10 protein-coding genes are annotated in these 15,267 nt (G+C 68.6%); 6 read left to right on the forward strand and 4 right to left on the reverse strand.

The features are described 5' to 3' along the window. Positions 1–362: 362 nt before the first annotated feature. From ACFWY9_RS25300 to ACFWY9_RS25320, 5 genes are all read left to right on the forward strand, one after another. The gene (locus ACFWY9_RS25300) at positions 363–2,306 is read left to right on the forward strand and encodes a hypothetical protein (protein ID WP_378324833.1); all 1,944 of its coding nucleotides are present in this window, start codon (positions 363–365) and stop codon (positions 2,304–2,306) included. Between the two features lie 9 nt (positions 2,307–2,315). Further along, entirely contained in the window at positions 2,316–3,887 is a 1,572-nt protein-coding gene (locus ACFWY9_RS25305) for an ABC transporter substrate-binding protein (protein ID WP_378324832.1), read from the forward strand. Between the two features lie 47 nt (positions 3,888–3,934). Next, on the forward strand, positions 3,935–4,579 hold the full coding sequence (locus ACFWY9_RS25310) for a LysE family translocator (RefSeq protein WP_378324831.1): 645 nt from the start codon (positions 3,935–3,937) through the stop codon (positions 4,577–4,579). Positions 4,580–4,744: 165 nt separating this feature from the next. Next, positions 4,745–5,575 carry a hypothetical protein gene (locus ACFWY9_RS25315; RefSeq protein ID WP_378340086.1) on the forward strand — a complete coding sequence of 277 codons (831 nt, stop codon included), beginning with the start codon at positions 4,745–4,747 and terminating at the stop codon, positions 5,573–5,575. After that, complete coding sequence (locus tag ACFWY9_RS25320) at positions 5,572–7,800, forward strand: UvrD-helicase domain-containing protein (RefSeq protein WP_378340087.1); 2,229 nt, start codon at positions 5,572–5,574, stop codon at positions 7,798–7,800. The genes ACFWY9_RS25315 and ACFWY9_RS25320 overlap by 4 nt, the downstream gene beginning before the upstream one ends. A 155-nt stretch (positions 7,801–7,955) precedes the next feature. On the opposite strand, the gene ACFWY9_RS25325 is transcribed toward ACFWY9_RS25320, so the two are convergent. Beyond that, a complete protein-coding gene (locus tag ACFWY9_RS25325) occupies positions 7,956–8,324 on the reverse strand; it encodes an ArsR/SmtB family transcription factor (RefSeq protein ID WP_378340088.1) in 369 nt (122 codons plus the stop codon). A gap of 37 nt (positions 8,325–8,361) precedes the next feature. Between ACFWY9_RS25325 and ACFWY9_RS25330 the strand changes: the two genes are divergently transcribed. Further along, positions 8,362–8,850: a YybH family protein gene (locus ACFWY9_RS25330; protein ID WP_378340089.1), complete on the forward strand. Its 489-nt coding sequence runs from the start codon at positions 8,362–8,364 to the stop codon at positions 8,848–8,850. Positions 8,851–8,854: 4 nt separating this feature from the next. Here the strand turns inward: ACFWY9_RS25330 and ACFWY9_RS25335 are convergent, their stop codons facing one another. From ACFWY9_RS25335 to ACFWY9_RS25345, 3 genes are read right to left on the reverse strand one after another with little or no spacing between them, the layout of a single operon-like run. After that, positions 8,855–9,673: a TIGR03620 family F420-dependent LLM class oxidoreductase gene (locus tag ACFWY9_RS25335; RefSeq protein ID WP_378340090.1), complete on the reverse strand. Its 819-nt coding sequence runs from the start codon at positions 9,671–9,673 to the stop codon at positions 8,855–8,857. After that, positions 9,670–10,773, reverse strand: coding sequence for an LLM class flavin-dependent oxidoreductase (locus ACFWY9_RS25340; protein WP_378340091.1), 1,104 nt, complete (start codon positions 10,771–10,773; stop codon positions 9,670–9,672). The genes ACFWY9_RS25335 and ACFWY9_RS25340 overlap by 4 nt, the downstream gene beginning before the upstream one ends. A 13-nt stretch (positions 10,774–10,786) precedes the next feature. After that, a complete protein-coding gene (locus ACFWY9_RS25345; RefSeq protein ID WP_378324825.1) occupies positions 10,787–15,262 on the reverse strand; it encodes a hypothetical protein in 4,476 nt (1,491 codons plus the stop codon). Positions 15,263–15,267 lie beyond the last annotated feature (5 nt).

Raw genomic sequence — 15,267 nt, forward strand, 5'->3', positions numbered from 1 at the left:
GAAATGTCCTTTGTGGATTTTTCCGTGAAGGCCTCCTTTCCGGGGCCCAGTGCCGGTAAGGAGGCCTTCACGGCACTGGGCGCGCCCGTGCCGAAACCGGCGAACGTCATTTCCCGGAATCGCCGCAGGACCGGTCCCGGGGAAAGGACCTAACCTGACGCGATGCACCAGACGCGGCCGGAGAACAGGCGGAGCAGAAAAGGATCTTCCCGCGAAAGCGGGAAGCGGTTCCCCTCGATGGCCGAACACGGGTAGCCGCGCGTGACGACCGCTGCCACCATCCGGGTGGACATGGGCCCCTGCGACGACGCCGGTGTGTCAAAAGCCGCAACGCGCCGCGGCGCATCGACTACAACAGCACCGTGAGCCAGGGCGGGGAAACTCTCGGGCACCGGCGGGCGACGCAGCTCGTGCGGCGGCTCATGGAGCGCGAACCGCATCGCAGCGCGACGCGCAGCCTGAGCCATCCGGTACTGGTGTTCGAGGGCGCGAGAGGCTGCGGCAAGACGGCATTGGCCGACACGCTCGCGCACCGGTTCGGAGAGCGCATTCCGCACGCCCGCGTCGACTTCGAAAGGTATCGCGGGGCGACTGTGCCGAAAGTGTTGTCCTCGATCGCATTTCAGCTGGGAAAAAGGAACGAGCGGTATGGCTCGCTGCGATTTCCGTTGCTCACGATAGGCAGGATGGCGATGCGGGCCGAACTGCCGGAAAGCAGGCAGGAAGCCCGCGAAACGATCCGGCGGCTGCTCCGGTCCCGGGTCAACCTGGACGCGATGCGCGCGATCCTCTGGGAGACCGCCGACGGGCTCGCGCCGATGCTCGCCCCGGAGGACCCGATCGCCGCCATCGTGCGGGCGATGGCCCGGCTGGGGATCGAGGCGGCGCTGCGGATGGTCCGCCGCGCGAAGTCGCTGTCCCCCGACTGGTACGGCCATCGCGATCGCGACCTCCACAAGGACCCGCTCGACGTGCTGGTCGACCTCAACAGCTGGGTCAAGGACGGGCTGACCCACCAGGTGAACGAACTGCTGTGGGAGGCGTTCCTCGCGGACCTGCGGGAGGACTTCCGGACGTCGGGGCACGCGTCCGAGATGACGCTCAACTGCGTGGTGGTGCTCGACGACTGCGACACCCCGCTGGGGCAGGAGTTCGTCAACGGCCTGGTGGACGCGCGCAAGGACCGGCTGGCGCTCGGGATGGACCCGGCCGATCCGCTCACCGTCGTCGCGACGAGCCGGGGCGAACTGCTGGCGGGCGTGCCCCACCGGGAACTGATCGAGTTCACCGGTTCGGGGATCGAGCACGAGCTGACCAACGACCCGCACGACGAGCCCCACTGGTGGTGCCGGTACGCGCTGCCCGAACTGAGCGAACGCGAGACCGGTGTCCTGGTGTCGGCGCTCGCGTCGGTGCAGGGCGGCAACGTCGCGCTGATCGGGCACCACCAGCTGACGCCGATGGTGTACGGCTTCGCCGGCGGCCATCCGGCGTCGACCGCGAAACTGGTGGAAGCGATCCGCGAGCGCCCGCTCGAGCATGGGGACACGCTGATGGTGCTGCTCGACCGCGCGGAACCCGGCCGCGACCCGGACCGCCCCATGCTGGAGGACAGCCTGCGGCAGCAGCTGCTCGGCGAGTTCACCGAAGACACCTACGAAGACCTGGTCACCTGCGCGGCGGCGCGAACCAAGCAGCACGCCAGCCTGCTGGCCGCGCGTGGGGAACTCCTCGTCGGCGGCATCAACAGTTATCGCGAGATCGCCCCCGTGCTGTGGCCGCCCTCCGGCGGTGCCGGGCCGGTGGTCCTGCGGCGGCTGCTGGTGCGGCGGCTCGCCGCGCGCGGCGACGACGAGGCGGCGAACTGGGCGACGGTCGTCGACTGGTTCCGGACGCGGTGCGCGCAGGACGGCGACGAGGAGGGCGTCCTGCACTACGCGATGGCCGCCGGGGACGTCACGACCGCCTGCGAGGGCCTGCGGCAGCGGCTGGCCACCGACGATCCGGAGGACTGGGTGCGGTTGCTGCGCTCGGTGACCTCGATGCCCCGGACGGCCGGGTTCGGGTCCGACCTGCCCCCGATGGACCAGCTGCGCACCGCGATCGACAAGCGATCGCAGCGGCTGACCAGGCTGGTCGTCGCCCGGTGGATCGCCTTCGATCCGTTCGTGTCCAACCGGCGCCGCGCCCTGCACCGGCAGATCGCGGCGGACTACGACTTCGTCGCCGGGCTCGCGCAGGGCGATCCGGAACCGCTGCTCGACGAAGCCGACTACCACCGCAAGCAAGCCGAGCTGTGGAGCTGAGGAGAGACTGTGCCCGACCGCGATGTGCCCGGCCCGGAAGACGACCTCTTCCCGGACCCACCGCCTCCGGTGGGGTTCTGGCGACGGCGCTGGGTCTGGCTGCGCGACCATCGCCGCCTGGTCGCGGTGGTCACCGTGGCCGTGGTCGCCGCCGCGGTGGTGACCGCCGTGTTCTGGCCGGACAACGCCTGCGGGGGCTCGGACTCCGGCGTGCGGAAACTCGACGGCGAATGTGCCGGCGTCACCGACGGCACTTACGTCTACCACGAGTCCCTCGCCGACGTGCAGCGCAAGATCGCCGCGGAGAACGCCTCGGTGAGCGGCACCGGGCGCACCGTGACCATCGCGCTGCTGGATCCGTTGACGGTCAACGAAACCTCGGCCGTGACGCTCGACCAGGTCCGCACCGAGCTGGAAGGCGCGTACACCGCGCAGTACCGGGTCAACCACACCGCGGCCGTCGGCGACCAGCGTCCGCTGGTGAAACTGGTGCTGGCCAACTGGGGCAGTCACGAGCTGCGCTGGCAGACCGTCGTGGAGCAGCTGGAAGGAATGGTGCACGACCCCGAACCGCTGGTCGCCGTGGTCGGCCTGCGGCTGTCCACGGTGCAGACCGAGCAGGCCGCCAAACACCTTGCCCAGCACGACATCCCGATGGTGAGCGCCATCGCCACCGCCGACCAGCTCAACTACGGCGCCATCCGGGGGTTCCTGCGCGCGTCGCCCGCGAACGCCGAATACGTCGCGGCGCTCCAGGGCTATCTGCGGCACCATCCTGGCCTCGACTCGGCGATGATGGTCTACGACGCCAATTCCGACGTCAATCCCGATCCGGGGACGACCTCCGGTGCGGACCTGTTCACCCGCTCGCTGCGCGACGACTTCGCCGCCGGGTTCGGGAACCTGATCAGGTACCCGGCGCAGAACTACGTCGGCATGTCCGGGCCGACGGCGGCGAGCCCTGACCTGTTCACCAACATCACCACGAACGTGTGCGCGGTGAAACCGAAGGCGGTGCTCTACGCGGGCCGGGTCGTGGACTTCCCGAGTTTCCTGCAGTCGCTGCGCAACCGGGTCTGCCCGGACTCGCCGGTGACCGCGATCGTGGCGGGCGCCGATTTCGGGTCCCTGCAGCTCCGGGCGAAGGAAGCGGAACTGCGGGAGAAGAACATCAGCATCGTCTACGCGACCGAGACCGACCCGCAGGGCTGGGCGCAGGGCGCGCCCGGAACTCCCCGGTTCTTCAAGGATTTCCACGACCAGTTCGGCCGCCTCGGGTTCGCCCCTGCCGACCTCGACGACGGCGGCGCCATCTCCACCCACGACGCCCTGCTCATCGCGGCGAAGGCGGCGAGGCTGTCCACCCGCTCCCACCCCGACCACGCGGTACCGAGCCACAGCGACGTGCTCAACCAGATGCTGAACCTGAACAGCCTCGATGAGGTCCCCGGCGCGTCCGGTCAGCTGAGTTTCAGTTACCGCGCCGCGGAAAGCGGCAATCCCAGCAACAAGCCGATCCCGGTGATCGAGGTACCGTCCGCGGCGGCGGCCCAGACGGCCGAGGTCTACCACACGAAGTAACGAGATATTCCGTACGGTGGGCCATCGCACCGGGTTAGGCTGGCCGCATGGTGTCGACGGGTCAGTTCTGGACGTTCGCGGCGCTCGCCTTCGCGATGATCGTCGTGCCGGGACCGAGCGTGCTGTTCACGATCAGCCGGGCGCTGACGGTCGGTCGGCGGGAGGCGCTGCTGACCGTCGCCGGGAACGCGCTGGGCGTGTACACCCAGGTGGTCGCCGTGGCGTTCGGGCTCGGCGCGATCGTGACGACGTCCGCGACGGTGTTCACCGCGGTCAAGCTCTGCGGCGCCGCTTATCTCGTCTACCTCGGGGTGCAGGCGTTCCGGCACCGCCGCAAACTCGCCGACGCCTTCTCCGCCGAGATCAGTGTGACGCCGGGCCGCACCCTGACCGTGCTGCGGGACGGGTTCGTGGTCGGCTTCGCGAACCCGAAGTCGATCGTGTTCCTCGCCGCGATCCTCCCCCAGTTCGTCGACGCGCACGCCGGGTCGGTGCCGCCGCAGATGCTGCTGCTGGGTGTCTGTCTCCCGGTGATCGCGCTCATCAGCGACTCGGTGTGGGCGCTCATCGCGGGGACAGCGCGGGCCTGGTTCGCACGCTCGCCCCGGCGGCTCCGGCTGGTCGGGGGCACCGGCGGGCTGGTGATGATCGGCCTCGGCACGACACTTGCCTTCACCGGCCGCAAGGACTGAGCCCCCAGACGTCCGCCTGACGAGGCGGCGCCCTGACGATGTATGACTACCGGTGTCTTGTGGCCTACCGACATGGAGGCGCGTGCGTTACGAATCGGGGCCGTCCACCGACATAGGATGCGTCGGGCCGAGGCAATGGCGGAGAGCGCAGACTGAGGGGAAGAGTTGACGGAGCTGTTCGCGGAGTACCGAGACATCAGCGTAACCGACCCACTGCGGCAGGGCGACGTTCTTGAAGCGGTCGACCCATCTGCCTCGAAGTGGCAAAGGCATCTGGTCGTGATCACGGCCGACTGCGACTTCGCGCACGACAAGCATCGAGGCCGTGTGACATGTGTTCCTTTGCTAACCGCACCCGACTACCTGCTGGAAATGCAGATACCTCGTATTCGCGAGCGGTTCATGGCGAAGGTCGTCGGAGCCCTTCGCAAGACCCTGCCAGCGGACAACGGTGCGAACATCTCCGATGAGCGGCTCAGAGCTTGGCCCTGCGAGACCGACCCGAGTGAGATCATCACCGCCCTCGGCCTCGACGGCCGCGATGCCGACACCGCCAAGGCGGCGCTGGATTCAATCCGCCTCATTAGCCAGCCGACGGGGACACTTGATGAAGCCGTCGAACTCGTCGTCGCCTCGTATCTTGCAGCACCTAGCGCGCCGAAGCGCGAGAACGTCGTCCGGCAGATCACCGAAGCGCTCAAAGGTTCGTATTCTCACCCACCAGGTGACGCGTTGTTCCTTTCCGCGGTCGCTCCGAAGCATCACCTCGGCTACTTCGTATACTTGCGACATCTGGAGCAGGTCTGGCAGCCCGCGATTGCGACCGGCCCGACCCGCAGTGCTGTCAGCTACCGGCGTATCTCGCGCTTGCAGGATCGGTACATCCATGCTCTCGTCCAGCGCTTCGCGCTAGTCTTCATGTCCATCGGACTCCCCACCGAGTACGAGGAGATCCGCGACCTCCACGCCGAGTTTCTGGGGGAGACCTATAAATGAAGCCACTCGTCACCACCGTTCGGTCGCTCAAGGAGCTGGCCACTGGTCTGTCACCGGACGCCGTCTCGGCCTCTCCGCTGCTATTCGAATACACTGGCGGCAACGTCGACGTGCTCCTGACCGTCGATGACGCGGCCGATGAGCAGCGGGTTGTTCTCATGCGAGACTCGAACTCCAAAGAGCGCTACGTCCCCGAGCATCTCGCCGATCTCAGGCGTGAGGTCCTCAGTCGCATGGCATCGTTCGCGGAGCGCGCCCGCACCAACGGGCCGGTGACTGTGCCGCGGGGCTGGCATCAATACAAGCACAACAATCTCATCGCATTCTTCGCTGTCCCGAGAAGCCAGGCTCAGGCGAGTCGCTGGATCACCGAGGTCTTGCCGGGTGAGCGCTCGGATGTCGTCTTCTGGATCACCACGACGTCGGATCAGAAGGCAACTCTTGAGGAATTTGAATCATCAAAGCGGGCCATGCCGCCTGCTTGGGAGACCGACTGGAAAGCGGCTGTCGCCACAACAGCCGAGCAAATCGAACAAGCGCGGCGGACCCAACCGTCCGACGTGGAGATTTCGCTGCCAGTGCTCGACCAATCAGCGACGAAGGGTTGGTCGTACGAGCTGTGGCTGGAGACCATCACCAATGATCAGCGCTCGTTCGTCGAAGCGAGCAGCAGCAAGTCAATCCGCCTCCGAGGACCTGCAGGCTCCGGCAAGACCCTGGCGCTCACCCTCAAAGCGATCCGGGAGGTACTCGAGGCCAGGGAAGCCGGGACCGACCTGCGCGTGCTCATGGTGACGCATAGTTGGTCGCTGGCTACCGACATATCCGACTCTCTCGACTCGATGGGAACCGGGCTTCTCAACGAGATTGACGTTTTCCCGCTTTTGGAGATTGCAAAGAATATCTCACCGCAGTATGTCAACGATGATTCCGGATTCAGCTTGATCGGAAGCGACAGCCTCAGCGGTAAGCAGGCCCAGCTGGACCAGATCTTCGAAGTTCTGGACGATTTCATTTCCGGCGATTGGATTACGTACGAAGCGGGCGTCTCCGAGGGCCTGCGCGCCAGATTCAATTCGCCCGACGCTGACGACCGGTTCGCTCTGGCCTGGGATCTTCTGGTCGAATTCGGGTCTGTCATCGGAGCAGCCGCCGTCTTTCCCGGCGCAGGCTCGGAATCGCGATACTTCCAGCTACCCAGGGCATCCTGGATGCTCCCGCTGCACAGCCGGAACGACATGCGGGTCATCTTCACCATCTACACGAAGTACATGGAGAGCCTCGACGCGCGGGCATTGCTGACGTCGGACCAGGTACTCGCCGACCTCCTGAGCCATCTCGAAACCCACGCTTGGAACCGGGCCCGCAGGATCCAGGGATACGACCTGATCTTCGTCGACGAATTCCACCTGTTCAGCCCACTGGAACGCCAGGTCCTTCACTATCTCTCCCGGGACGTCAGCGTGTACCCGCGAGTATTCCTGGCGGTCGACCCACGACAATCGCCCTCGTCGGCATTCATCGGCATAATCGCCGCAGACGAGACCCGCTCGTCGTCGGTCACGTCCGAGGAAGGGCTAGGCGATATCGCCAATTTCGAACTGACGACGGTCCATCGCTTCACGCCTCAAATCCTCGCCCTGATCAAGCATGTCCATCACGAATTCCCGACCTTGGATCTCGGGCACGACTGGGACATCAACTTCGGGGCGGTCGAGTCGGCTCAAGACACAGGCCCACTCCCCCGGCTGATTGCGGCCGCTTCACGTGCGGGCGAGGAGGACGACATCGTCAAGGCAGTTCGCGAACTGTATCCAACAAGACGTCTAGCTCTAGCAATTGTCGACAATCGACACTGGCAGCGCTTCAGCGAGCTCGCTTCAAGGATCGGCGCTTCGGGTAAGTTCCACGTGTCAACGATCTCGGGGCGAACAGACGTCGAAGGGCTTGGATACCGGAACCGGGGCCTGGTCGTTGGGCCCGCCGAATATCTGGCCGGCCTCCAGTTCGACACCGTCCTGGTTGCCGGTATTCCAGACATGCACGTCAACAGGACACCGACCAGCGAGCGGGCTCGCCTCCTGTCACTTCTCTATCTCGCCCTCAGCCGCGCCCAGCGGGAAGTACGCGTCTTTGTGAACGAGGACGACGGTGACGCTGCAGACGTGCTCACCAGGGCAATCGCCAACGATCTGCTGACACGAGAGCGCGGCAGCTTGGTGTGAGCGGTCCAGGGGACAGTGACCCAGGTCTAAACTGCGGCCACCAGACGGGAGCGACAAACCGGCTCACGGATATGACACCACGACCGACAAGCTCGCCGATAAGCAGCCGGACACCGCACTACCTTGAGGACCGTCAGCGTTTTCAAGCGCGTCATTCAGGGCGACGCGCCGAGCGTTTCCTCACGGAGCACCAGGTCGAGCAGGCCGGGGAAAGCGGCGTCGAATTCCTTGCGGCGTAAGCGGTTCAGCCTTCGCGCGCCTTCGTCGCGTTGTTCGATGAGGCCTGCCGCGCGCAGCACGGCGAAGTGATGGCTGCGGGTCGCCTTCGTGACTGGCAGGTCGAACGTGCCGCAGGCCTTGGCCCAGTCCGGCACCGCTGCCAGCGCGCGCAGGATCGTGCGCCGCACCGGGTCCCCGACGGCGGTCAGCGCGTCCTGCAACGGCACGTCCGCCGGATCGGTGTGGGTCAGTCCCCGTGCGCGCGCGGAAACCTGGCCAGTGTTCGATGTCTGTCGTACACTCATCTGGTCGACCTCCATCGAACACTCTACGGGAGTCCCCATGCCCCAGCAGCTGGCACTCAGCTTCGGCCCCGACGCACGCGAACTGCTTTCCGAGGCGACGCAGCCCGGCCGCGCAGGAGCGTTGGCGGCGCTCGAATCTTTCTACTTCGCCTTCAACCACCGCGATCTCGATGTCTTCCGCCGGGTGTGGACCACGCATCCACTGGCGCAGCTCAACAATCCGCTCGGCGGCATCCTGCGCGGCGGCGAGGCGATCACCGCCCTGTACGACAAGGTGTTCACCGGTCCGGCCCGCGTCACGGTGACCTTCGGCGACATCGTCGAGTACGTCGGCGACGATCACGCGCTGTTCGCCGGGCGCGAGACCGGCGAGTACCGCGTCGGCGACACCCCCGCTGTCCCGCTGGCCATCCGCACCAGCCGCTACTTCCGCTACGAGGAAGGCCACTGGGCGCAGGTACATCACCACGGCAGCATCGACGACGCCGCCGCGCTCGCCGCCTATCAGGAAGCCATTCGCGGCTGAACCGTCAGGATCGCAGGGCGTCGGCCAGCGGGCGCCACAGCTCGCGGGGCACGTGGTCGATGTTGACCGCGACCTGGTCGGCCCCGGCGTCGAGGTATCCGCGCAGCCGTCGCACGATGGTGCCGAGGTCGCCCCACGCCACCAACCCGTCGATGAGCCGCGGCGCGGCCGAGCCGATTTCGCCGGCGGTGAAACCCATCCGGCGGAAGCTGGTGGCATAGTGCGGCAGCGTCAGGAAGAATCCGAGTGCCTCACGGGCCCGCTCCCGCGCGGTGTCCGGCTCGGTCTCCGGGATCACCTCCACCCAGACCGGCAGTTTCTTCCCGGGACCGAGCGCTTCGCGCGCTGTCGTGACGTACTCCGGGGTGATCAGATACGGGAACGCGCCCGCCGCGCGCTCCCTCGCCAGATCGAGCATGCGCGGGCCCAGCGCGGAGAGAATCCTTGCGGACAAAGGAATCCGCGGCGGCGTTGAGTCCAAAATGTCCAGAAAGGCGTGCATCGTCGCGAACGGGCGGGGGCCGTGCGCGCCGCCGAGCCCGACGACGAACCGGCCGGGGTGGTCCCGCTCCAGCTCCGCGTACGCCTGGCCCACCTCATTGGCGGACACCGCGTCGACCGAGAGGATCCCGGTCGCGATCCCGATCCCGCTCGTGGCGCGCACGAGTTGCGCGACCCGTTCGAGATTGTCACCGCCGCTGCCGGGCAGCCAGAGCGTCGAGAACCCGGCGGCCTCCAGTTCCTTCGTGGTGTCGACGGCCACCGCGTGTTCGGCGGTGTTGAGATCGACGCTCACGGCACCGATCGGGCCCAGCTCCGTCATCCTCGCCTACTACCTTCCCCTGTGGTGATTCCCTGTCGTGCCAGGCGTTCCCGCACGATCGGCAGGACGTCGGCGCAGAGCGCCTCCAGGTCGGGCAGGTAGTCGGGGAAGGTGAACTGGACGCTGTCGATGTCGTTGTCCACCACCTCGGCCACGATCCGTTCCGCCACCGTCTCCGCGCTTCCCGTGACCGTCGTCCCGGTCCCGAAGCCGACCGTATCGGGTGCGCGCAGAAAATGCGTCCGGAATTCGTAGGAGGAGCGGTCGCTGCGGGTGAACCCGGCGATGACGTTGTCGAGTGCCTCGGTGTCCAGCCCCGCCCGGATCCGGTCGAAGCGCGCCCGCGCCCGCCCGTCCGTGCTGTCCTGGACGACGAACAGGTTGGTCACGACACGGATGCCGCGTCCGGCCCGCGCCGCCAGTTCGCGCACCTTCGCCACCGCCGGCGAGGCGTTGCCGACGAAGGAGTAGTCGGCCTGCCGCGCGGTGAACGCGAGCCCTTCGTCGGACAGCCCGGCGCACACGATCGTCGGCCGCCGGGCGGGTTTCGGCCGCGACACGCAGTCGGCGAGGTGGAAGAAGCGGCCGTCGAAGGTCACGCTGTCCTCGGCCCACAGCCGCTTGACGACCTCGCACCACTCTTCCGCGTACTCGTACCGGGCGCCGTCGTAGCCGTCGGGGACCAGCCCCATTTGCAGGTACTCGTCGAGAGTGTTGCCGGTGACGACGTTGATCCCGAAACGGCCGCCGCTGCACTCGTCGGCCGTCGCGATCGTCTTCGCCGCCACCGCGGGATGCAGCAGCAACGGACTGACCGTCGCGAACAACCGGATCCGCTCCGTCGACGCCGCAACGGCCGTCGCGAGCGTCAGCGGCTCCAGCGACTGGTCCCAGAACCCGGTCGTCCCGCCGTAGCCGCGCCACTTTCCCATCCAGAAGGCGAAATCCAGCCCGCCCTGCTCGGCCAGCCGCGCGACGTCGCGGTTGTGCCCGAAGCTCGGCTCGAACCGGGGCGCGGCGGTGGAGAAGAGGAACCCGTTGCTCGCCACCGGCATGAACACCCCGAACTCGGCATGCCTGCTGGTGTCGGTGGTGTCCATCCGGCCCCCGTCCTCACGCCTGCCGCGCGACCTCCACGTCCTGGTCGGCCTCATCCTGGTCCCCCGATGGCCGCGAGAACAAGCGGGTGGCGGACAAGCGCGCGACGCCGTCGGGATCGCCCAGGTCGTCGAGCGGGTTGCGGATGGTCGCGTCCACCGAGAGGTACTTGCGGCCCGCGCGCAGGTCGGCGTCGTTGCGCAGCCGCACGATCAGCGGGAACTCCGCCAGCGCGCCCGCGTCGAACAGACCCGTCGTGTAGATCAGCTGCACGCCCAGCGCCTCGGCGACCGCGCGCTGCAGCTCCAGCAGGTAGCCCGCCGACGCGCGGCCGATCGGGTTGTCCAGGAACAGCACGCCCGAATGCCGGTTCCGCACCTTGCCCCGGTTGTTGGCCCGCAGCGCCGCGAGCGTGCAGTACAGGATGATCGCGGCGGTCAGCTGCTGGCCGCCGGAGAACACGTCGCGGATCTCCGAAACACGCTGGCGTTCGGTCCGCAGCACCGAGTCGGGCTTGAGCATGTCGACCCGGAAGCCCTTCGGCGCCGCGGCCCGGACTCCGCGCAGGACAAGGGAAAGCCCGTCGCGTTTGACGTCGCGGCCGTCGGCGGTCTTGCCCGCGGCGGCCTCGTCGACGACTTCGCCGAGCTTCTCGGCCAGCGCGTTGTCCTCGAGTTCGGTGAACCGGATCCGCAGGAATTCCTGACCCGACCAGTCGCCGAGCCCGTCCGGGAGCCGCGAGACGCGCTGCGCGGACCGCAGCGTCCGCAGCGCGCCGTCGACCATGCCCTGCAGCCGCGTGATGATCCCGCCGCGGTGCCGGTCGATCTGCGCGAGGTCGTCGGTCAGCGTGCGCAGCCGGGGCCGCAGCGCTTCGGCCCATTCGGCGGCGTGCGCGGGCAGCTGGTCGCGTTTGACCGAGATCACCTGCTGCCGCACCGGCGTGCTGAGTTTCTCGAACCGCTTCTCGGTCGCGTACTGCGCCAGCTGGTCGGCCGCCGCGCGCACCCTGCGGTCCCCGGCGTCGGCGGCGTCCTGCGCGTCGGTGAACGCGGTGTGCAGCCTGGTGTGCCGCGCCCGCGCGGAATCGACGTCGCCGTCGTAGGCGGCGGCCTCGCCGTCGGAGGTGACCAGGTGCGCCATCGATTCGGCGAGCAGGGCGAACCCGGACGCCGACGCCTTCGCCGATTCCAGCGTCGCCTCGGCCGCGGCCCGCCGCTCCTGCAGTTCCTCCCACTTCCGCGCGGCCGCCGAGGCTTCGAGCCCCGCCGCGTCGATGAGTTCGAGGCCGTGCTCGATGTCGCGCGGCCGCTCCCCCGCCGCGCTCGGCTGCGACGGGAACTGGTCCAGCTCGGCCTTGCGCGTCGAGACGAGCCCGATCGCCTCGGTGCGTTCGTCCTCCAACGCCGCCACGACCCGCTTCGCGCGCGCCAGCGCCGCCGCGCGGGCGGAGGCGTCCGAGCCGTCCGGGGTTTCCAGCAGTTCGGCGGCCCGGGCGCGGACGGCGTCGTCCAGCGCCTCGACCGCGGCACCGGCGGCGGCTTCGGCGCTTTCGGCCTGGTCCAGCTCGGCCCGTAGATCGCTGCCGACCTCGACCTTCCCGTACGCCTCCGAGGCCGACGCGAACGTCCGCCGCAGCGCGTCCACGGGCTCGTCCGGCGCCGGGTCGTCCTCCGACACCTCGCCCGCGCCGGGGACCTCGGCGAGTTCGCCCTTCGCGGTGCTCACCGTGCGGCGGTGCCCGTCGGCGGTGCGCTGCTCCTCCGCGGCCTGTTCCCGCAGCCGCGCGGCCTTTCCGGCGGCTTCGGACGCGGTTTCGTCGGCGCGCTCGGCGATCTCGGTCGCGCGCTCGAAGTCCTCGGTCCACTCCGGGATCCGCGCGGTCCGCGTGGCGAGTTCGCCGAGCTTGCGGGCCTTCTCCTCGGTCTCGGCCAGCGCCGACCGCAGCGCGGGAACCTTCTCGCGCAGCGACGCCGCTTTTTCCTTGAGCCGCGCCAGTTCCGCGTCGGCCTGCTCCAGTGCGGTCCGCGCGGTTTCGCGTGCGGTGCGGGCGGTCTGTGCCTGTTCGGCCAGCGTCGCGATAGCGCCCGGCGGGTAGTCCTCGCGCCACGTCGTGAGCTTCCACGACAACGCGCCGTCGGTGGCGAGCGACTCCGAGAGCCGCTCCAGCCGCCGCTGGCGTTCGGCCTGCCTCAGCGCGATCGCCTCGCGTTCGGCGTCGGCGGCCTCCTCGTCGTACATCGCCGGATTCGGCGGCACCAGGAACTCGACGCCGGTGGCCGCGGAAAGTCCTTCCGCATACACGGTTTCCGTGGTGCCGACGGCGATGATCGCGCTCGGCAGCAGCCGTCGCGCGGTGAGCACCTCGCGGGCCCGCTCCAGATGCGCGACGTCGTTGAGCAGGACACCGGAAACCAGCTGTGGCAGGGTTTCCAGCACCTCGGCGCGGCGTGCGGTGTCCAAACGGGACAGATAGCGCCAGCCGGACCACGCGGTGATCCCGGCCTCCTCCAGCGCTTCCAGCGCGGCCTGGACGTCCTCGGGCGGCGGCAGCAGGCCGCCGGAGCCGAGCGCGGCGAGCGCCCGCTCGTCGGCCGACTCCTCCATGCGCAGCGCGGTCTGTTCCTTCTCGACCGCCGCGCTCGCCTCCCGCAGCCGCTCCTGCAGCACCGGGAGATCGTTCTCCAGCACGATGTCCTCGGCGCCGAGCAGCTCGATCAGGCGAGCCTCCGCGGCGAGCGAGTCGGTGCGCCGGTGTGCCCGGTCCAGTTCCTCGGTCGCCCGCTCGAACCTGTCCTGTGTGGACCCGGCGAGCTGATGCGCCTCGTTCACGGTCCGTTGCGCCGCTTGGACTTCCTCGCCGACACGGTCCAATTCGGACTCGCGGCGGGTGAACTCGGCGGACGCGGCGTCGGCCGCCGAACGTGCCGTGCGAGCCGCTTCGCCGACGTCGGCGCCCGCGGCCAGCAGCCCGGCACGGACCGCTTCGGTGATCTCCTCGCGCAGTTCGGCGATCCGCGTCGTCAGCCCGCGTGCCTCGGCCCGGCGCGAGGCGGCGAGGTTCGCCGCCTCGTCGCGTTCGGTCTGTGCCTTCTCCGCCTCGGCTCGCAACGCCCCGGCGTGTGCCTCGGCCTTGTCCGCCTGCCGCTGCGCGTCCTTGACCAGCGCGAGCAGCCCGCGTGCGAGCGCGGAGGCGGCCGCGTTGCGCGCGACCAGCGCGGGCTGGGCCTTCTGCTCCCGGTTGCCGACCAGCTCACGCAGATCGCGGGCCTTGCGCGCGGCGCCGAGCTGGTTGAGCACGGTCGCCGTCTCGCGCCAGGCCTCGGCCGCGGTTTTCGCCTCGGTCAGTTCGGCGTCGACGCGTTTGCGGGCTTCCTGCGCCTCGTCCAGCCGCAGCACCGCGACCTGGCGACGCAGCTCGGTGACCGCCGCGGCCAGCCGCCGGTGGTCTCCTTCGGCGAGCTTCTCCGAAGACGCGATCTCGGCGACGTGCTCCTCGAGCCCTCCCAGACGCGCGTTCTCCAATTCGTTGCGCGCGACGACCTGACCGGCCAGCTCCTGCATCTCGGCCTTGGCGGCGGTCGCGATCTTCCGCGACGCCGCGGCGACGCCCTCCTCCTCGGCGAGCGGGCCGAGCAGATCCAGCGCCCCGGCGACGAAATCGCGTTCCGCCATGAGGTCCCCGCGCTGCGCGAGGTTGTGCGCGTAGGTCGCGACGACCTCGGCGAGATCCTTCGGCTCGTCCTCGGAAAGCACCGCCTTCAGCAGGAACTCGATGAACGCCTCGTCGGTGGAGAAGGCGAACGCGTCGGCCGCCTCGCCCTCGCCCGCGTTCATCGCGCGCTGGTAGCGGAACAGCTCGGTGTCCAACCCGATCCCGTCGAGCCTGCCGGTCCACTCGTGGTGCCGCCGCGTCCAGAACAGCTCCAGCTCCGGCTCGGCGGCGAAGACGTCGTTGAGCCTGCCGTGGAAGGCCGACATCGTGAGGTACCGGCCGTCCTCGATCAGCGGCAGCGAATCGAGGTCGAGGCTGGCGGTCGGGCGGAAGCAGTACCAGGAGTCGATCAGGTTCTCGGAGTCCGCGGAAACGACGTGCCCGCGCCATTCCGAGGCCTTGCCGGTGATGATCCGCTGCCCGGTTTCGACGTGCAGCCATTCCAGGACGACGTGCGAGACGTCCTTGCCGCCGACGAACTTCTCCAGCACCTTGGTGTTCGTCGTGCCCACCACCTGGCGGCGGCCGGGCAGCATGACCGAGAAGATCAGCTTGATCAGCACCGACTTCCCGCCGCCGTTCTCCAGGAACAGCACGCTGGCGGGCGACGGGCGGCGCACCTCGCCCGCGCCCGCGTGGATCCCGGCGCTGAACAACGCGTCCTGCTGGGGCGCGGTGATCTTCGCGCCGGCACCGCTGAAGTCGAGCACGACGTCCTGATAGCGGGCGCCCGCCGGGCCCACCGAGTGCAGGCGGACCCGCGAAAGCTCGTACATCCGTG

The sequence above is a fragment of the Amycolatopsis sp. NPDC059027 genome (assembly GCF_042739735.1).
Lineage (GTDB): Bacteria > Actinomycetota > Actinomycetes > Mycobacteriales > Pseudonocardiaceae > Amycolatopsis.